This window comes from Clostridium lundense DSM 17049, from assembly GCF_000619945.1.
GTDB classification, from domain to species: Bacteria; Bacillota; Clostridia; order Clostridiales; family Clostridiaceae; genus Clostridium_AO; species Clostridium_AO lundense.
The window spans coordinates 80,269-101,264 of record NZ_JHVC01000011.1 but is presented as its reverse complement, the minus strand read 5'-3'; the positions used below and the strand labels follow the sequence as shown (position 1 = coordinate 101,264).

19 protein-coding genes are annotated in these 20,996 nt (G+C 28.6%); 3 read left to right on the top strand and 16 right to left on the bottom strand.

The annotated features are described in order from the left end of the window. Positions 1-21 precede the first annotated feature (21 nt). The gene (locus T514_RS0113705) at positions 22-429 is read right to left on the bottom strand and encodes an RDD family protein (protein WP_027625308.1); all 408 of its coding nucleotides are present in this window, start codon (positions 427-429) and stop codon (positions 22-24) included. 299 nt (positions 430-728) lie between these two features. Between T514_RS0113705 and T514_RS0113700 the strand changes: the two genes are divergently transcribed. Next, entirely contained in the window at positions 729-2,594 is a 1,866-nt protein-coding gene (locus tag T514_RS0113700) for an LTA synthase family protein (protein ID WP_027625307.1), read from the top strand. Between the two features lie 52 nt (positions 2,595-2,646). On the opposite strand, the gene T514_RS0113695 is transcribed toward T514_RS0113700, so the two are convergent. From T514_RS0113695 to pepV (T514_RS0113655), 9 genes are all read right to left on the bottom strand, one after another. After that, complete coding sequence (locus tag T514_RS0113695) at positions 2,647-3,420, bottom strand: TSUP family transporter (protein ID WP_034869158.1); 774 nt, start codon at positions 3,418-3,420, stop codon at positions 2,647-2,649. A 165-nt stretch (positions 3,421-3,585) separates the two neighbouring features. Then, complete coding sequence (pepV, locus tag T514_RS0113690) at positions 3,586-4,977, bottom strand: dipeptidase PepV (RefSeq protein WP_027625305.1); 1,392 nt, start codon at positions 4,975-4,977, stop codon at positions 3,586-3,588. A 366-nt stretch (positions 4,978-5,343) separates the two neighbouring features. After that, a complete protein-coding gene (locus T514_RS0113685; protein ID WP_027625304.1) occupies positions 5,344-6,123 on the bottom strand; it encodes a serine hydrolase in 780 nt (259 codons plus the stop codon). A 14-nt stretch (positions 6,124-6,137) separates the two neighbouring features. Further along, positions 6,138-7,433 (bottom strand): GntT/GntP/DsdX family permease, encoded by a 1,296-nt coding sequence (locus T514_RS0113680; protein WP_027625303.1) that lies wholly within the window; start codon positions 7,431-7,433, stop codon positions 6,138-6,140. Positions 7,434-7,525: 92 nt separating this feature from the next. Next, positions 7,526-8,623, bottom strand: a complete 1,098-nt coding sequence (locus T514_RS0113675) for a dipeptide epimerase (protein WP_027625302.1) — start codon at positions 8,621-8,623, stop codon at positions 7,526-7,528. A gap of 118 nt (positions 8,624-8,741) precedes the next feature. Continuing rightward, complete coding sequence (locus T514_RS0113670; protein ID WP_027625301.1) at positions 8,742-9,902, bottom strand: DUF819 family protein; 1,161 nt, start codon at positions 9,900-9,902, stop codon at positions 8,742-8,744. 143 nt (positions 9,903-10,045) lie between these two features. After that, positions 10,046-10,372 (bottom strand): DUF3870 domain-containing protein, encoded by a 327-nt coding sequence (locus T514_RS0113665; protein ID WP_027625300.1) that lies wholly within the window; start codon positions 10,370-10,372, stop codon positions 10,046-10,048. A gap of 33 nt (positions 10,373-10,405) precedes the next feature. After that, positions 10,406-11,809 (bottom strand): C40 family peptidase, encoded by a 1,404-nt coding sequence (locus T514_RS0113660; RefSeq protein ID WP_051542043.1) that lies wholly within the window; start codon positions 11,807-11,809, stop codon positions 10,406-10,408. Positions 11,810-11,884: 75 nt separating this feature from the next. Next, positions 11,885-13,258: a dipeptidase PepV gene (gene pepV / locus T514_RS0113655; RefSeq protein WP_027625298.1), complete on the bottom strand. Its 1,374-nt coding sequence runs from the start codon at positions 13,256-13,258 to the stop codon at positions 11,885-11,887. Between the two features lie 172 nt (positions 13,259-13,430). Here pepV (T514_RS0113655) and T514_RS0113650 point away from each other — a divergent pair, with 172 nt between their 5' ends. Next, positions 13,431-14,321 (top strand): MBL fold metallo-hydrolase, encoded by an 891-nt coding sequence (locus T514_RS0113650; protein ID WP_027625297.1) that lies wholly within the window; start codon positions 13,431-13,433, stop codon positions 14,319-14,321. 243 nt (positions 14,322-14,564) lie between these two features. Then, positions 14,565-14,714, top strand: a complete 150-nt coding sequence (locus T514_RS26665; RefSeq protein ID WP_156939924.1) for a hypothetical protein — start codon at positions 14,565-14,567, stop codon at positions 14,712-14,714. Between the two features lie 147 nt (positions 14,715-14,861). Here the strand turns inward: T514_RS26665 and T514_RS0113645 are convergent, their stop codons facing one another. The 6 genes from T514_RS0113645 to T514_RS0113620 form a co-directional block, all read right to left on the bottom strand. Next, entirely contained in the window at positions 14,862-15,908 is a 1,047-nt protein-coding gene (locus T514_RS0113645) for a hypothetical protein (RefSeq protein WP_027625296.1), read from the bottom strand. 13 nt (positions 15,909-15,921) lie between these two features. Beyond that, complete coding sequence (locus tag T514_RS0113640) at positions 15,922-16,929, bottom strand: phosphodiester glycosidase family protein (RefSeq protein ID WP_027625295.1); 1,008 nt, start codon at positions 16,927-16,929, stop codon at positions 15,922-15,924. A 14-nt stretch (positions 16,930-16,943) separates the two neighbouring features. Then, on the bottom strand, positions 16,944-18,110 hold the full coding sequence (locus T514_RS0113635) for a TolB-like translocation protein (protein WP_027625294.1): 1,167 nt from the start codon (positions 18,108-18,110) through the stop codon (positions 16,944-16,946). 82 nt (positions 18,111-18,192) lie between these two features. After that, positions 18,193-19,641: a sensor histidine kinase gene (locus tag T514_RS0113630; RefSeq protein WP_027625293.1), complete on the bottom strand. Its 1,449-nt coding sequence runs from the start codon at positions 19,639-19,641 to the stop codon at positions 18,193-18,195. A 106-nt stretch (positions 19,642-19,747) separates the two neighbouring features. Further along, positions 19,748-20,449 carry a response regulator transcription factor gene (locus T514_RS0113625; protein ID WP_027625292.1) on the bottom strand — a complete coding sequence of 234 codons (702 nt, stop codon included), beginning with the start codon at positions 20,447-20,449 and terminating at the stop codon, positions 19,748-19,750. Between the two features lie 225 nt (positions 20,450-20,674). Beyond that, the gene (locus T514_RS0113620) at positions 20,675-20,917 is read right to left on the bottom strand and encodes a hypothetical protein (protein ID WP_027625291.1); all 243 of its coding nucleotides are present in this window, start codon (positions 20,915-20,917) and stop codon (positions 20,675-20,677) included. Positions 20,918-20,996: the final 79 nt, after the last annotated feature.

Here is a 20,996-nt window from a genome sequence, read left to right as displayed (position 1 = left end):
TTTGATTCACTCACCTTTATATTATTTTTCTACTTTTTCTACTTTTAATTTAGAAGACTTCTTTCCTATAGTGTTCCCATTTTTGCTTTCCATAATAGCTGGATATAATAAAGTAACAATTACAAATACAACAAGTAACATTGTTCCTCTATATTCATCTATAACTTTGTATCCTAAAATTTTTAGTATAACCTTATCCAAAATTAAAAGGCCTGCCAATGAAATGCCTGCCATAACCATAGTATCGATTAAACTAGCCATAAAACTATCATTAAATGAAATTTTCTTTTCTTCCTCTTTAATATTTTCCTTCTCTGTAGCCTTCTCTTCTACAATCTGTGGTTTCTCTTCTATACTCTCTAAATTTTCTTCTGTTATTGTATCATTTTCAACTTTCTCATTAATTATTTCATGATTTTCTTCTGACATACACAATTCCTCCATTCTTATTAGGCACATTAAAATAAATAACAAGTCAATTATCGAATGTGCCTTAAGTCCATATTCATATAAATATTATTATGCAATAGTATTTCCATAATGTAAATACATTGACTAATATAAATTTAAGTAATAAAATATAAACCGTGCAAAAAAACTTTCAATTACACCAAATAATGTTTTCAAATATTTCTATTTATTTGCACATTATTAACATATTGTTTTAATACAATACACATATATACCTTATACTTTAAATTGATTAATTTTTAGGGGGCACTATGGTAATGAATAAACTGGGATACAAAATATTAAATTACCTAGATATTATATTTTTTATAATACTAGTTGGAATTAAACTTCTATGCTATGGAAAACAAATTGAAACTGGATACTTTTCTTATAAGGGTCTGTTTTCACCTGTATTAGCTTCAGTTATAATTTTAGCTTCTTTCGCATTTTTGTTTAATAAAAAAAATAGAAGGAAATTTCTTTTTATTTGTGATTTAATTATAAGTATTTTTATTATTGGAGATTTAAATTACTTTAGATATTTTAAAGACGTTTTATCAATACCTGTACTTTTAAATGGTTTTCAATTAGGTGCTGTAAAATCCAGCGTAGGAAACTTATTTAAAATTACAGATTTACTTTATGCCTTAGATTTATTCATATTTATTTTTCTTTACAAAGGGTCTAAGTATATTAAAAAAACAAAAATTCCTTTAAATCAAAAATTAGTTCCTTTTTTATGTTTATTTGCTATAGGTGCAGCAATAAATACTGTACAATTTCTTAATCTTTCAAAAGAACAACCTAGATTATTAAGTACTATGTTTAATAAAGTTTATATAGCTAAAAACTTAGGTAATTTAAATTATCACTATTTAGACACTTTCAATTCCTTAAGTAATGCTATAAGCAAAAGAACCCCTGTTTCAGCTAAAACACAAGAAGAAGTAAAAAGCTTTTTACAAAGTAATTCAGAAAAACCTACTGAAAATTTAAAAGGAGTAGGACAAGGTAAAAATCTAATAGTAATACAGGTTGAAGCTCTTCAAGCTTTTCCTATAAATAAAAAAATTAATGGAGTGGAAATCACACCAAATTTAAATAAATGGATTAAAAAGAGTGCTTACTTTAATAACTACTTCTATCAAACTGCCTCTGGAGGAACTTCTGATGCTGAGTTTCTATCAAATAATTCCCTATACCCAACAGCTTCAGGGTCAGTTACTTATCTCTATGCAGGAAATGAGTTTAATGCATTACCTAAGGCTATGGCAAATAACGGATATACCACCGCAGCCTTTCATGGCTTTAGAGAAAGCTTTTGGAATAGAAATATAATGTATCCTAAATATGGTTTTGAAAACTTCTATGGTGAAAAAAGCTATGATGTTAACGAAGAAATAGGCTTAGGTTTAAGTGATAAATCCTTCTTTAATCAGGCTACAGAAAAAATAAAAACTTTACAAGAGCCTTATTATTCTTTTATGGTTACTTTAACTAGTCATTTTCCTTATGATGATGTAAAAAAATACGGTGATTTAAATGTAGGCGATCTAGAAGATACTCTTGTTGGAAACTATTTAAAGGCTATCCATTATACGGACGAGCAGTTAGGCATGTTTTTAGATAAATTGGATAAGGAAGGTATCACTAGGAATTCTGTAATAACTATCTATGGTGACCATTATGCTATACCAAGAGATAATGAAAAAGAATTAGCAAAATTCTTAGGAACTACTAGTTTTACGGATCTTCAATGGATGGAACTACAAAAGGTTCCTATGATGATTCACTTTCCAGAGGACAAGCACAAAGGGACTTACGGAATATATGGTGGGCAAATAGATCTTTATCCTACTTTGGCTAATATATTTAACCTGTCTTCTACTAATATGATGGGCAAGGATTTATTTAATTCAACAGAAGGTAAAGTAATATTTAGAAATGGTTCCTTTACTGATGGAAAAACATTTTATCTTTCAGCTGGAGATACCTATTATGATATAAAGACAGGACAAAAGATTACAGAAAATGACAACTTAAAAAATGCAAAAGAAGCTTCTATAAATCAACTTGAATACTCAGACTTAATTCTTAAGCATAACTTAATAAAAAAATTTAACTTAGAAGAAAATAAATAATTTTTTAATTAAAAGGGATTGTACACAAAATGTACAATCCCTTTTAGTTAAACTATCCAACCATTTCATATATCATTTTTACTGCTACTAAAAGAGACATAGTAACAAATATAGGCTTTATGAACTTAGCCCCTTCTTTTAGTGCAAGTTTTGTTCCAACTTTAGCACCAAAAATCATAAATATTGCCATTGGAATACCCATTAAGTAATATATCTTTCCTTTTATAGCAAACAATATTAATGATGTAAAATTGCTCATAAGATTCATGGCCTTAGCATTTCCACTAGCTCGTACAAAATCAAATCCATATATTTTTATAAGTCCGAAGATTAAGAAAGAACCTACTCCTGGTCCAAAAAATCCGTCATAAAATCCCATAGCAAAAGCAAAAATACTTCCAATTATTAATGTTTTTTTGGTAGCCCCCTGAAAGTTATCTTCCATTCCTACGCTTTTTGAAAAAAAACTATAAATTCCTACTGCTAATAATAAGAATAAAACTAAAGGTTTTAATACGCTAGAATCGATAAGCAAAACTGTAGTAACACCAGTACATGCTCCAAGAAATGTAAATGGTAATAATATTTTTAATATACTCTTATCTATTTTTCCAGATTGGGCAAACTTTGCTGTACTTACAATAGAACCGCAAGTTGCAGAAAATTTATTTGTTCCTAAAGTATAGTGTGGTGGAAATCCCACAAGAAAATATGCTGGCAAACTTATTAATCCTCCACCACCGGCAATTGAGTCTATAAAAGCTGCTAAAAATCCTGCCGCACATAAAAACACTATTTTGTAGATAATAGGTACAGTTGCTAACATTTAAAGTCCTCCTTAATAATGATGAGTTTAAATATACTATATATTCCAACAATTTCATTATAGCATCATACTAAATTTTTTTATATAGAAAATATAAAAATAAATGTACAAATTAAAAAGTGAAGTATCATTCACTTTAAATGATACCTCACTTACCCACATTTACTATTTAGCTAGTTCATATATTGCATGAGCGTAGATTTTTGCATTCATTACTAAATCTTCAATTTCAATATATTCATTTACTTGATGATCAAGGTCAGGCTTTCCTGGAAAAATTGGTCCATAAGCAACTATATTAGGCATTTCCTTAGCATAAGTTCCTCCTCCAATTGCAAGAGGTTCCTTTCTTTCTCCTGTCTGTTCTGTATATACATTTAATAAAGTTTTTATTAGCTCATGATCCTTTGGGAAATATAAAGGTGCCATATGACTCATATTTTCTATTTTTATTTCAGTACCTTCTAAAGTTTTTTCAAATGGAACTATCATATCATTATAAGTATAAGTTACAGGATATCTTAAATTTAACCCCAATGAAATTTTATTTTCTTCCATTTCAACAGTTCCTATATTAAATGATAACTTTCCTGATTCTTCATCTTCTAAAGCCACTCCAAAAGATTCTCCATGACACTCAAAACCAACATGTTTATTAAAAAAATCTATATATTTATATATATCTGTATCTTCTAATGGTAAGAAAGCTAAAAATTTAAACATCTGCATTATTGCATTAACTCCAAGCTCTGGCAAGCTTCCATGAGCAGACACACCTATAGATTTTATTACTACCATATCACTCTTTATGTGAGCAGTTAAATTAAATTCATTAGTTTGTTTAAACTTTTCTAAAGCCTTTATTACGAAGTCTTTTTCTTTAGACCATATTCCCACTTCACAATAGTCAGGAACCATATTAACTCTTTGTCCACCCTTTATATACTTAATACATAGATCCTCTGTTCCTATTGATTTTAAATCTTTTACCAAATCAAAAGAAGTTATACCTTTTTCTGCATAAATAAGTGGATACTCAGCATCTGGAGTAAATCCTGCTACTGGTGGCTTTTCTCTTTCTAAATAATATTCCATCTCCTTACAACCAGTTTCTTCATTAGTCCCGAATATTACTCTAACCTTTTTAGATAAAGGTAAATTTGAATCCTTTATAGCCTTTAACCCGTATAATGCTGCCATAATAGGTCCTTTATCATCTAAAGCTCCTCTTCCATATATCTTTCCTTCATGTATTTCCGCTGCGTAAGGTGGATATTTCCAACCATCACCCTCTGGTACTACATCCAAATGTCCTAAAATTCCTATATATTCATCTCCTTCTCCGTATTCCGCATATCCTACATAACCATCTAAATTCTTAGTGTTAAATCCTAATCTTCTTGAAATTTTCAAAGCACACTCTAAAGCTTTAGATACACCTTCTCCAAAAGGCATGCCTTCTTTAGCTTCTTCTTCCACACTTTTTATTCTCATAATTTCCTGGGTGGATTCTATTAGCTCCTCTTTTAATTCATTAATCTTCCTATTTAATATCATTTCCCTACCTCCAGTAAAAATATTTATGCTTCTTCCAAGATGCCTAACTGTTGTATAAAAAATTCTTAATTAAGATTAAAATAACTAAGAAGGATTTTCTAATTAGTTTTACTTTTATTAATCAATATTATGTGTGTTTTTTTGACCTTCTTATTTCCCCATTTCACTAATATGATTTTATTATTAATTATATTATACATTTATTATATCACAGTGTCAGCATTATTTAGAATATTAGTTTCTTAATTTGTTGTAATTTTGTACCACTTTTTATTCCAATATAAGTTTTATTTGTAACTATTTATCACACAAAAGGAGCAAATAATTTTTATCTTATTTGCTCCTCTTATAAACAAAGTTCTAAAATTATATTTGCTCTACATTATTGTATACTTGGAGTGAAACTTTGCCTATTATTTCTCTTCCATCTTTATTTGTTTCTACATTCTTTGTTAGTACACAGATGATATAATTGCAATGTTGATGATATACTATTCCTACATCATGCTCTAATTTATCTAAATCTCCTGTTTTATGAGCTATAGTAATTTCCTCTGGTAGATATAAGTTTAATCTTCCACCAACCTGCTGTCTCTTTAATATATCTAATATAATATCACTATACTCTTCACTTACAACCTTTCCTTTATAAATTAGCTCTAGAATATGACACATATCCTTTGCTGTAGTTACATTTTCTCTTCCCATTCTTGCAGCTTCAGAATCCATCATCTTTCTTCTTAACTGCGTATTTGGTAAATTTAATTCTTTAGCCATTTCATTTATCTTTTCCATACTCAGTAAATCTATTAATATATTTGTAGCAGTATTATCACTTAATATAATCATAAGAGTTGCAATTTCTTTTAAAGTAAAACTTTTTCCGTCATTTAGTTCTTTTAGTATACCGTCTCCACCACATTTACATTTATTTGTTAAAACAATTTTATCATCTAATTTCATTATTCCCTTACTAACTTCTTTCATTAATGTGGATATGATAACTAATTTAATTGTACTAGCTGAAGGAAAAACTTCTTCCTCATTTATCATGATAGTGGAGTCTGTATTCAAATTTTTAACAACTACTCCCACATCACCTTTATTTTCATTAATTATATCGCTAATTTTTTCTTTAAGTTCCATAACCTTCCTCCCTTTTAACCAAAGAATGATCTTACAAATACAAGTAAAACATTAACAATAACCACAACTACACCAAACTTAACCATATTCTTTAAGTCCTTAGATCTAGCAAGCCCCATTTGTCCTAACATATCTGCTTCTGGATATGCAAAGGAAGTTATTTGTGAACCTATTAATATAATCATGGCCCAAAGGGTTGTGGATATACCTAAATCTTGTACAAAACCCTTAAACATTTTATCCATTACTACAGATTGTGCTACAGCTGCTCCACCTATTCCAAATATACCTGTTAATGTAGATACTAAAGAAAATACTATTTTATTTCCTGATGCTAATAATGGTTCTAATATATCAACTAAAGCTTTAAATGCTCCTGACTCTTCAATAAATGTTATGAATGGATTAAATAAAACGAACATTATAAATAACCACATCATACGAGAGGCACCTTGAACTAATGTATCAAATATATCATTTAAGCTAAGTTTTGCCGCAATTCCTGTAACAATAGCTGCTGTAAACATAACAACTACCGCATAGGAAGCTCCACTCTTTACATAAATACCATAGATAATTAAAAGTGTTAAACTTATTAAGAAAGCATAAGTTGCTCTTGTTGCTTCTTGAGTAGATTTCTTATCTACATCAATATTTTCAACGTTTTCATAGGCATAAACACCTTTTGTTTCCCCTTGAATTCTATTTGCCATTATATAAGTTGTAACTAAACAAACAACTGTTACTGGTAATCCAGCACCTACTAAATATTGTCCATAACTTAACCCTGTTAACCCCATAATTGTTACTACCTGTGGTGAAAAAGGTCCTATAAAAAGTCCTGTAAGTCCTGCCCCCATAAATACTACTGCTAAAGCTGAAGGAGTAATACCAATAGCAGCTACTAAAGGAATTACTATAGGTGCTATTATAGCATTAGCTCCAGCAAGAGTTCCTAATAATGCAGTTAAAACCATTGAAGTTACCATAGAAGATAAAATAGCCTTTTTTTCTGTATTAATTCCTATTTTCTTCATAACGCCTCTAACAATATTTTCAGCAACCCCAGTTTTCTTAAGAATAGCTCCTAATGCTGAACCAAGTAGTATAATAAATCCTATTAAAGATAAAAATGATCCTAAAGATTCCGCTATAACTGCTCCCATTCCAAGTAAAGGCTTATTGGTTAAAATAGCAGTAATAATAACACATAAAAGTACATTTAAGATAGGATTGATATCCTTAAACGCAAGAACTATATAAAGAATTAGTGGTAGTAGAGCAAATAATGGTGAAATACCAAATAACATTTATGAATCCCCCTTTTTAATATTTTCTATAGTTATATAAATAAAACATAACCTTCTGAAATCGTTTATTTAATGAAGCATTTTATTATAATTTATTTCATATTTAGATATTTTATTCCATTAACTTTTCTGATTCCAAGCCCTGGTTCATCATTTAAAGTAATTTTACATTCATTAAAAATTGCCCCACCTTCTATAGGATCTTCACTGCAAAGCACTGGCCCATCTAAATCTATCTTTGTAATAATACTTTTAGCTGCAGCCAAGTGTACCGCTGCATTTACACTTATCTTGGCCTCAAGCATACATCCTATCATACATTCTATTCCATATATTTCTGCCATAGAACATATTTTAAGAGCATTATGAATTCCCCCAGTCTTCATAAGCTTTATGTTGATAAGATCTGCTGCTCGTCTCTGTAATATAGCTAAAGCATCTTCTGGTGAAAATACACTTTCGTCTGCTAAAACTGGTATAGAAACATTATCTGTTACAAATTTTAATCCTTCTATATCATGAGCCACTACAGGTTGTTCTACAAATTCTATATCTAAACCTTCATCTTCCATCTTCATTAATGTCTGTACTGCTTCTTTAGGCTTCCAACCTTGATTGGCATCTATTCTAAGTTTTATGTCATATCCTACTGCCTCTCTTATAGCCTTCATTCTGTCTATATCCTTTTTCGCTTCTTTTCCTACTTTTATTTTTAAAGTTTCATACCCTATTTTTATTGCATCTATACTATCTCTAGCCATTTCATCTGGATCATTAACACTTATAGTTATATCTGTAGTTATTTCTTTTCTATATCCTCCCAGTAGTTTGTACAAAGGAGAATTATACAATTGTCCATGTAAATCATATAATGCTATGTCCACAGCTGCCTTAGCACTAGTATTTTTTACTATACATTTGTCTAATTTCATCATAATTTCTTCAAAATTTTCTATATCCATGCCAATTATATTCTTCTTTATATGATCTTCAATAGCTCCTATTATAGCTCCTTTAGTATCTCCTGTAATAACTCCAGTTGGAGGTGCTTCTCCAAAACCAACATTACCTGTATCAGTGTGAATTTCTACTATTATATCTTCTACACTATTTACTGTCCTTAAAGCAGTTTTAAAAGGAGTTTTAAGTGGAACAGAAATTTCACCTATTATAACATTTGTAATCTTCATTTTTATTACCTCCTTAATGTTTTAATTATGTCTTTAAATAAACTTTTCTTAGCTCCAGACTATATGTTATGCATTCCTTTAAGTAAACTTCCTCCAGAGCTAAAAATCACCTTACTCACTATATTATTGAAAGTATTTTTCCTACTAAAAGTCCTCCTCCGGTACCAACTATATATCCCATTAAGGCCATTAAAACACCTATAGGAACTAATGCTTCACTATATGCTGCTGCCAAAATAGGTGCTGAAGCAACTCCTCCTATGTTGGCTAAACTTGCAACTCCACAAGTAAATAAGTCTAACTTGAATATTCTTGCTGATACCATCATAAGTAGAGCATGTATACCAAGTATTACAAAGCCAGAAATAATATATAGAGGTGCCTTTGTAAGTTCTGCAAAATTTGCTCTAGATGCAATTAAAGCTACAATTGTATAAAGCATAATATTTGATAGTTGTGATGCTCCAGGAATCTTTGCTACTGGTGTCATAGCAAAGATTATTCCAAGTAAAGTGGCAATAAGTACTGTCCATGTAGTTCCCTGGAAGAATACAGACTTTGGCATAAGTCCACCTAGATATATAGAAATTGCTGATACAAATAAACTTAATCCTAATAGTACTATTAAATCAGCAAAATCTATTTCCTTTCTCATAGCTTCATTATCTTTGCTTAATTTTTCTCCTATTTCATCAATCAACTTTGTATTAGACTTTGTCCATTTATTAAACTTAGGTGCAAAAGATACTAACCATAACAAGAACATTACCCAAATAGAATAATTTATTGAGTCCATAAGAAGAGTATATCCAAGCTTTGCATCGGGTACATTTAGGGCTCCCTGCACCGCTACCATATTTCCAGTTCCACCAATCCAGCTTCCACAAAGTGCTGCAAAAGCTTTCCAAGTGTCTGGCTCATAAAAACCTTTAAATACACTATAAGTAAGTATAAATCCTATCATAATGCTTATTGTAGCTGAGAAAAATCCTATTAACATTTTAGGCCCTAGTTTTACAATCTTTCTCATATCACATCTTAAAAGCATTAAAAATATCATGGCTGGTAATAAATTATCTTTAAGTCCTTTATAAACCGCTGTTATATCTTTGTTGTTCTGCCAAACTCCAAAAGTCGATAAAAGCATAGAAGTAAAATATAATAGTACAATAGCAGGTACATAGGTGAAAATTTTTGATTTAGATTTCTTTTCCGCAAGTACGAGCATACTAGCAAAGAAAATTAGAAATGCCACATAAGTAAAGCCTTTTGTAATCATAATATCCCCCCTTATTTTTATAGTTTAACTATTTTATGGTATAAAAAAATCCAATAAAAGCACAACTTAATTATGCTTCTACTGGATTTTACTTACTAGGATATAAAGGTTAATTTTACATCTCTTTAAATAAAACAGTAAAATTAAAAATATCTTTCCTTTATTTCATTGTATTTTTTTATAGCATCTTTATATGCAACTATTATTGCTCTTTGAGAGGAGCCATGATATCGTCTCTTAACTTCCTCTTCAACTTTTGTGTCCAAATTTTTAAGACTTTTCCCAATAAATAAGCTTTTTACAAATTCATCTGTTGTTCTTATAGTTGAAGAACAACTTAAATCTATTATTGTATCATTATCCATTTCTACTACAAAACCTATAAAAAATGAATTAAACTTACTTGTTATTGCATTGTCCGTATTAGTTTTAGCATTACCTACTACATATAAAGTATTATCAGCATACATTTATATCTCCCCTAGTAATATTATACATTTCTTCTATTTATTTGTCAAGACAAACTCTTTTACAGTAGTCATATCTTCTAGATAAGTTTTTCCATCATCGCTTCCAACTAATTTTACAGGGGTTACCATAACCTGACGAGCTTTATAATATTTATATGATCCGTCACTTTCTTTGTTATAATATCCTGAAAAATCATGAATCATATAATGCTCACCTTGATACTGTCCTAAATAGAGCATAGTGTGTCCAGGCATATATAGTACCCCACCTTCATTTAATTTCTTAAGAATTTTTTCTCTTTCTTTAAGGGGGATATTTTCCTTCATTTCATATATTTTTCCTACAGCACGATCTTCTTGTTCATCTGTATTTCGTGGAAGTTTAATTCCCATTGATCTATATATATCCATTATAAATGCAGAACAATCTCTCGCCTCAAACATTCCACCCCAACCATATCTTTCACCTAAAAACTTAAAAGCTTGATTTAAAATTGATTTCTTTGTATAAGGTAAATATCCTTCATTAACATCTTCTGACCTAGGGATTAAAGCACACTTTAAAACCATGTTTCCATCATTATCTCTTACTGGAACCTTTACTACATAATTTGTTACAGTACTTTGTCCATATAGCTCATCTTTGAATTCACTATTATCCGCTAAAGGAATTCTAACACCCATATCGAACTTTATTTCTGACAATTCTTTATCTAATGGATTATACACTGTAAACACTCTTTTACCTGTAGCTACTAAAAATCTATTGTTATTTACATAATCAAACAATTTCTCCTTAGTAGCTAAAGCAACATCTTTAGCAGGAATCCATGCTAAATAGTTATACATTTGAGCAAAATACCATTGTTTATCTTTACTTTCACCCAATATTACTAATGGCTCTATAGGATAAACTGCTGTTTCCATTAGTCTATCAAATTCATAATTGTCTCCTTGCTTAAAAAGTAAATCGTAAGTAGGAAACGTCTTCATAAGAGTTCTTCTGACAGTTATACCATATTTAACACTAGTCACATCTTGCAAAGAATCTAAATTTAAATTTTCATTTAACTTATTATAATACTCTTCTGTTACTAAATTTCCGTACTTATCATATCTAGGATTTTTAGATGGTGTACTTAAATTTAAAATTTTTTCCTTTAATTCATTTTTAGTAAATGACTGATTATATTTTTCTAAGTCTACCACTGTACTTATTTCTTTTACAAAATTCTCATTAAGTTGTTCAGTTTGCGCTCCATTCATAACAACTTTATTCGCATTAGATGCATTGTTTATCCAAAAACCTGGTTTTAGCATGTCCGCTTTCACATTAGGTAATTTATTACTAAAATCATTTCCTGCAGCAAAAGCAGTAGTGGTCATAACAAGTGAAAATGCAATAGTTAAGATACTTTTAAGTTTTATTCTTTTCATAACTTTATTAACCCCCCCCAATGATTATATAGTTATGATATAATTTTATGACCTACTAATTTTGTTTATGATTATCTATTTTGCTAATTCATAAATAGCTGCTGCCATTATTTGAACATTTTTTATTAAAGAATCAATTTCTATATATTCATCTGGCTGATGCTCTACTTTAGGTTGTCCTCTAAATACTGGTCCAAAAGCCACAATGTTTTCCATAGCTTTAGCATAAGTGCCACCACCTATAGCTATAAGGTCAGCTTTTTCACCCATTTTTTCTTCATATACTTTTTGAAGTTTCTTTATAAATTCAGTATCTGGAGATACATAAAGACTCTTTTTATGTCTTAAATATATTTCTTCCATTTTTCCTAAAGCCATCTTTTCTTTAAATGTATCTATAAAATCCTCATATTTTTTTGTAACAGGATATCTCATATTTATTTCTATACTTATTTCTTCTTCACTTCCACAAATAGTTCCTAAATTAAAAACAAATTTGCCAGATACATCATCCTCTAAATAAACGCCCAAATTTTTTCCTTCTAGATCAAATCCAATATACTGGTTCATAAAGTCTATAAACTCTTTCATATCTCCTTTTAAGTCTAGTTTACCTAAAAATGATAATAGATATGAAATAGCATTTTTCCCTTTCCAAGGTGTACTTCCATGTGCAGAAACACCAAATAATTTTATTACTAAGCAATCATCTTTTTCTTCTACCTTTATTTCTTCTACTTCTTCACCTAATTTCTTTACAGTATCAAATTTATCCTTTGGTAATGAAATTACTGCTTCTGCATAATCTGGCACTACATTAGGAGCAATTCCTCCTCTTATAGACTTTACTACTATATTTCCATCGCCTTTTAGACTTCTTTTATATTTACAAGTTACAATTCCTTTTTCCGCATTTATTATTGGATATTCTGAATCTGGGGTAAAACCTGCTACAGGAATTTCTCCTCCCTTTTCTACATAATGTTTTACACATTTACTTCCTGTTTCCTCATTTAATCCAAATATTATTCTAACTCTTCTTTTTAAAGGAAGATTTAAATCTTTTATAGCCTTCAATGCATACAATGCTCCTATAGTTGGTCCCTTATCATCGGTAGTTCCTCTTCCATATATTTTTCCATCGTGAATTTCAGCAGCATAAGGAGGATAGTTCCATCCATCACCTTCTGGCACTACATCTAAATGACCTAATACTGCTATCATTTCATCTCCCTTACCATATTCCGCATAACCTATCATATTGTCCACATTTACTGTATTAAATCCTAAAGATTCTGAAAGTTTTAAGCAATTTTCTAATGCTTTGTTCACCCCTTCTCCAAAAGGCATGTCCCCTTTTGCATCTTCTTCTACACTTCTAATTCTTACTGATTCTTGTACACTTTTTATAATTTCTTCTTTCATATTAATTATTTTTTCATCAAGCATGTTATCACTCCTCATTAAATTATAAGTATGTTAATATTAACCTACCAATTAATGATAAATTTGTCAAATAAAATTATTCTGATTTTTCAAAACCATTCCTGTAAGTTGATATTAATTTTCTTAAATGTTATATTATTTTAAGTAAATACTTAACAACAAAGGATGTGTTATCTTGGAACTAACAAAAGTAAAAGGAAATTCTTATTATATAAATGCCCCTACTAATATAGGAGTATATGTGTTTAAAAATAAAAACTGTATCTTAATAGATACAGGCATAAATAATTCTGCAGCAAAAAAAATTGATGAAGTTTTAATAGAAAATGGACTTCACCCAAAATATATTGTAAATACACACAACCATATAGATCACAGCGGAGGAAATCATTATTTTCAGAATAATTATCCAGGATGTTTAGTGTATACATCAGCTAAGGAAAAATTATTTATGGAAAACATTGAACTTCAACCCCAAATGTTATGGGGATCAATTCCAATAAAAGGGCTGTATCGAGTGAATAGCAACTTTACTGTAGATTTTATTTTAGATTATGGTATAAATAAAATAAATGATGAAAAGTTTGAAGTAATTTCTTTAGGTGGACATACAGAAGAACAGATAGGATTTATAACTCCTGAAAAAGTTTGTTTTTTGGGGGATTCTATTTTTAGTAAAGAAATTATAGATAAATATTCCTTACCTTATCTATACAGCATAGAGAAAAGCATAGACACCTTAAATGCCATAAATGAAATAGATGCTGACTTTTTTGTAATAGGTCATAGTGATAACATATTAGAAAAGAGTGAAATTAACTCCTTAGTCCTTAAAAATTTAGATAATATACAAAATTACATAGATCAAATACTAGAGCTGTTAGATCAGCCTCAAACCAAAGAAGATTTACTTCAAAATATTGTTATATTAAATGATCTACCTATGAACTTTACCCAATATCATTTAAATCTGTCTGCTATATCCGCATTTATAAGCTATCTTTATGATAAAGATATTATTGACTACTCCATTGAAGATGGCAAGCTATACTTTTTTAAAAAATAAATCTATGTTTTAAACCATCATTCATAAATAACAGTGATTAAACGAACAAGTTTCTACTTGTTCGTTTTCTATTGATTAGAATAATTAAATAAATATCTCTTTGATTTTTCCGTTAATTTAAAAAAACTTCAAATATATGTTAAAATATTTTATAAATTGTAATATATTTTAACATATAAAAGAAGTTGATCTTACAGAATAAAATTTGTTAAAAGAAATGATGAAAGTTTTTCAACAAATTTAATGATTCACCAAAAAGTATCTGAAAGTAATACTATTAATATGCCCTTTATTGCTTATGATTTTTATAACTCCATTAATGGAACTTTAGAAAAAATTATTATAACTATGGATGAAACTGAAATAACAAATTTAAAGTTGAATAAACTATAACTAATTTATTATTTAGTAATACTCCGAAATCCAAAAATTACTATAGGAATTTTCTCCTATAGTAATTTTCAGATAAACTTAATCTTATATATTAATTTTATAAAACTCCATAGATGTTCTCTGTACTCCGTTATCTGTGCTCCGTCCCTAAAGTTCCATCTTAACAAATTTTCCATTATATAAAGTTCCTACGCCTTTATTGTAGTACTGAACTATTTTTCCATTATACTGCTTTTCAGCTCCTGAGAAAAGCTCTGTTATAACGTTTTTTTCCTTATGATTTATATATACCTTTCCTTTACTAGATATATATATATCCTCTTTATCAACAGCTCCAGCTATGCTTTTACTTTGCCATAACTTTTCATCTTCTTCTATGGTTCCATAATATATTTTATCTACTTTATCATTTCTAACCCTTCCAAGATATATCCTATCTTCAGTATCTACTCCTAATAGACATAATTTTTCTGCACCTGGAATTCTCAGTGAATTTTCCCTATCAGTAATTCTTACTCTGCCATATGCTAAATCTTCATAGATCATTCTGTCATCTCTATTCAATATTTGAACATTGCCAACCCTTATATATCCTTTATACTTTTCCATTTGAGACATAGTATTTAATCTATATATATTGTATCTTTTGTTGTTTGTCTCTACTTTTATATAGCTAACTCCTGTTAGAGTAGATATAACTATATCTTTAATATTATATTTAGAATTTGCTAAAGGAATTTTTATTTTATTATAATGATTATCTATAACCTGATTTTTTTCATTCTTATCTCTATCATAATAATATAGTTTAATACTGCTTTCTCCATTTACATTTCTTACTTTTTCGCCTATATACATTCTATTTCTATCAGGGAGCCAAGTATAATAGTTCAATTCTCCTTCTGAAGAAGTATCCACATTTACCTTCTCCCCATTTAATGTATTTATAATTTCTATATTATTATCTTTTACATAAGAAATATATTTTCCATTATAAGATAATTTAATATCCTGAGCATTTTCGTCAAGTGGTATTTCTAAATTCTTTACTACTTTTTCTTTCTTTTCTTCAACCTTTTCTATTGTATAATCACTACTTGGCTTTAAATAAATTTTATCTACATATAAAAGTCCAATTAATTCTATACATAAAGGCAATATGCTCCATACCATAATCCTTTTTATAACCTTCATTGTCGCACTCTCCTTATGGCTCTACATAGAAAACTGTAGCCACTGTTCTTTCTCCATCTCTATTACATGGATTGTTTATTACTTCTCCTTTATAGTACATAGTAGAAGAAGAACCCCCATCTAAATTTCCAGCATTCCAAACTCCCTGTTTAAGCAAAATATCCTGTACTTGTTTTAAATCTGCTCCCTCTTTAAATAATTTTCTTCCATCTATTACAACAAACACTACAGTTCCATCTTGTTTCTGCCCTATAACTGTTCTAGGTTGTAGTCCTTGCTCACCATAGTTCTCTATAAGCGGTTGCCCATTCATTATTAAAGTTCTATTAAAGGATAGTGCCTCTTTTACATTCTTTTCCCTAAGCTCTCTTAAGCTTCTTTTTCCTACAATCAACTCTCCATCTTCTTTAAATGCCATAACATCAACTTCTTCATCTTCTTTTACATTTTTCCAAATTTCTTTGCCTTCAGATATTACTATTCCTTCTGGAAAAGCACCTGTACCTACCCACTGTTTTCCACTTTTATTTTGGTCGTAGAATCCTCCACCATTAATAGCAGCTATTGCTCCGTTCCTTTCTGCTATTTCACTAACTCTTTGTCCTTGTATTTTCATTTTATCTGTATATCCTACTTTAACTTTCTTAGGATTTTTTATTTCTAATAAATATCCATCGAATCTATCTTGGTGGATATTATATCTTACTATGCTATTATCATCTACATTCTGAATCTTTATATCTCCAAAATTTTGTTCGATTTTTTCTACTTTTTTCTCCTTGTTTTCTTTATTCAATACTTTGTTTATTTCCTCTTGAGGCAAAAATAATGTTGCTATGTATTGGTGTTTAAATGTGTACATTGCTGTACCAACTAAAATTTTCTTAACATTTTTAAAAGGTCCATGAAAAACCAATAGTGGTGATGTAATTGCCACAAATATTATTTCATATAACATGAAAAGGCCAAATAGCTTAAATGAGAATTTCTTTTTCTTTTTTTTCTCTGACCTTTTATTCATAGTTAACACTTCCTTTACTTAAAATGAAAAATATACATTTTATTATTTTCTTCTTCTTTCTCTTCATAAAAAGCGCCTATAAGTTTTTTATTATCTTCGCTCCAATTTAAAGTATAATATTTTATAAATAAATTTTTATATAACAGTATACTTTCACTTATATTGTTTTTATATATTCTAGCCGCATACAAGGAATTATTCCCCTCTTTATCTTTTATAACATAAGCTATTTTCTTTCTATCATTAGAAATTTTAAACAATACTATATCCTCATCTAAAAGGCTTTTTACTTCCTGAGTTTGAATATTGTATTGATATAACGCTTTTTTACCCCAATATTTCCCGGAAAATATTAGGTTATTATTATCTATACTCTCTATTCTTTTTATATTTCCTTTAAAAATCAACTCCACTTCATTAGGGTTGTCTAAATTCACATGATAAATATAACTATAAAAATCTTCATCTGATTTAAAACTTTGAATATATATATTTTTACAATCCTTGGCTATAGATATTTCTTGTATATTTTCTATTTCTTTTAACTTTTTGTAATCTAATATTTCCTTTTGGATTCCCTTATTAAAATCCTGTAAGAATAGGGAATTCTTTATTCCAATGTATCCACTACTGTCAGGCATCCACTTTATGAAAGTTTTATATGGAATATTTATATTTTTATTATCCTTAAAACTATATATAAAACTTTTATTTTCTTCCTCCTTATATCTAGTTTGTTTTTCTAAAATCTCTTCTCCATCACTATAGAAAATACTCTTTTTATCCGGTGAAGCAATTATAAACCGTTGACTTTTATTTTCTACAGGAATCAATTTTTCCTCTTTATTAGTTTTTAAATTTAGCTTATTTATTTGATAATAGTTTAATTTCTCATTGTTTACATCTAAAAAACTCTTACTACTGTTTCTTGTAGAATAAACTATATTTTCACCATCAATAAAATCACAGGAGTCACATTTTCCATCAAAGGGTATCTTCTCAACTATATCTAAGGTCATTTTCTTTTCTTGTTCATTACTTAATATATCCTCATTAAAATTCACATCATCTAATTCAAATACTTTATAATATTCACTTCGTTCATAACTAAAAATAAATATACAAAATGTTAATACAATAAGAACTGTAGTAATAATTATATTTTTTAATAATATTTTCACTTTTTTTCACCTCAAGTGCCTTACTCTATTTTAAGCTATGGATGTTTCAAAAGTTATAATAATTGTATCTAAATTGTAAAAATTAGATATATGGAATTTCTATAGTAACAATTGTTCCCTTTTTTAATACACTTTCTATGAAAATTTTTCCTCCATGTTTTTCAACTATTGCCTTAACTATAGGAAGACCTAAACCATTCCCGCCTTTTTTTCTAGATACTTTTTTATTTATTCTATAGAAAGGTTGAAATATATTTTCTAGTTCCTCCTTAGGTATTCCATCCCCCATATCCTCTATACTTATAGATACTTTATCATTCTTTTTACAAGCTGATATATCTATTATTGAATTTACATATCCATACTTTATGCTGTTATCTACTAAGTTAATAAATATTTCTTTTAACTTGTCTTCATCACCATTTATAAACAAATCATTCTCTATATTGTTTACTATTTGTATATTATATCTTTTTCCCCTAATAGCCATCTCTTCACAGGTTGCTTTTAATAAATTTGAAAGATTTACTTTAGAAAAGCTATAATTAAAATCTCCCGTGGTATTCTTAGAAAGCTCTAAAAGTTCAATTACCATTCTATTAAGCCTTTTACTTTCTCCTATTATATGCCCCATTCCTTTATTAAAAAACTCTTCATCTGTGAAGCCATTCTTCTGTATTATTTCTGAATAACCCATTATTGTTGTTATAGGAGTTTTTAGTTCATGAGTTACATTATCAAAGAATGTTTTTCTGCTCATTTCTAAATTCTTTAATGTATCTCTATCTCTCTCTATAGTTAATATTTGATCTTTAATTCTCTCTGCCATATTCTTAAAACTTAAAGCCAATTCTCCTATTTCATCTGAAGAATTTTCACTAATACTAACTTCAAAATTTCCTCTGCTAATTTCTTTTGATGTTTCTGTTAAATAAATTATTGGCTTTGTAATACGCTTAGATATAATAAATGATATTATAAGTATTAATAGAAATAGAGTTATGGCTATAATTTTAATAGTGTTAACTATATGATTGCTTTTTTTATAAAATTCCGTATATTCCTTGCTATAACTAATAATTCCCAAAGTCTGATTTTTAAAATACACTGGATATGACAGGCTTACCATGACTTTATTCTTTATTTTATTTATTGTATAAGCAGTTTTCCCATTCAAAGCCAACTGTAGATCTTTTTTATCTTTTGCTATTTCATTATTAGATGTTCTCCATAAGAGCTCTCCATTATCTGAATATAGTATAACTTCATCTCCTATTTTATAACTTAATTCCTCTACAATGTTTTTTCCATCTACTTTCAACACTGACTTACTTGGCTCAATATTGTTTAAAACAAAATATTGCTTTAAATATGTATCTATATCTTTTCTTCCTTGAATCATTTCATTTCTTATAATAAATTCATTGTTTTTATTTATAACCTTTTCTGTCGAATAAATAAGTATAGAAATGCCTATTAAAAAAATTAATGAAAAGCTTATAAGTATTTTATATCTTATGGATAATTGCAACGGTACACCTCCTAAAAAAATTGTCAGCTATTTTTTATTTCAAGAAATTATCCTCAACTCTCAATTATCAACTAAATAAAAACTGTACTTTCTCCTCTATCAACTGTCAACTAAAATTTAATTTGTATCCTACTCCAAAAACTGTTTCTATAATAGAATAGTTTTTTAATTTGTCTAATTTCTTTCTTAACCTCTGTACATGGATATCTACAGTTCTAGTATCTCCAATATATTCAAAACCCCAAACCTTGTCCAATAATTGTGCTCTTGAAAAAACCTTCCCTCCATTTTCAGCTAAAAATAAGAATAGATCGTATTCTTTAGGTGTTAATTCTACCTCTTCTCCATCCTTTAATACCTTCCTTGCATCCTTATATATTTCTATATATTTTTGTATTACTATTACATAATCTTCCTTACTAATAACTGTTTCTTTAGTAAGCTCAATTCTTCTAAAAATAGACTTTATTCTAACTAATACTTCCCTCATATCAAAAGGTTTAGTTATATAGTCATCTGCGCCTAATTCCATTCCTAGTATCTTATCTGTAATATCACATTTGGCAGTAATTATTATTATAGGTATATTAAAAGTGTTAGTTACCTTTTTACATATATCAAAACCACTAATATCGGGAAGCATTAAATCTAAAATAATAAGGTTAGGTTTAAAATCCTCTAGTGCCTTAATTCCATCATTGCCATTTTCAAAAGCTCTAACTATATATCCTTCTTTGCTCAAAGAATAACACATAAAATCAGATATAGCGGTCTCATCTTCTATTATAAGAATCTTTTTACTTGCCATAAATATCCTCCCTCATAAAAAGCGCTGCACACTTTTCTGTAATTACAAGTTGAGAATGAAGAGTTGAGAGTTTTTTTAAAATTATCCTCACCTCTCAATTTTCCACTTTCAATTCTCAACTAATTTTAAGTATTCTACGTAAAAAAAGAGACCTTAATTCACTTGATCTCCTCTTTTAGTGCAAACTGTTGCATAATTTATTATCTATAATATATATATAATACTTTACTTCTTTTTATTTACTTTTTTATTTTTGTTACTTGTTTTTATATTACTTGTATTATTAGTATTTTTTCTATATTTCTTTTTAGCCCTATAAGCAGAAAATTGCATTGCAAACATAAAAGCTGATACAAAAAATATCTTTGATATAAATCCAGCTATATTTCCTTTGCTCAAATCTGTAAAGTATCCCCATATAGCAGCTACTCCCATACTTGCTAAAGTAATTAATATAACATTTTTCATATGTTCCTCCTCCAAAGTTCTTCATAATATTTCTTCAATTATAATATCATTATATATTATATACCATATAAATCACAAT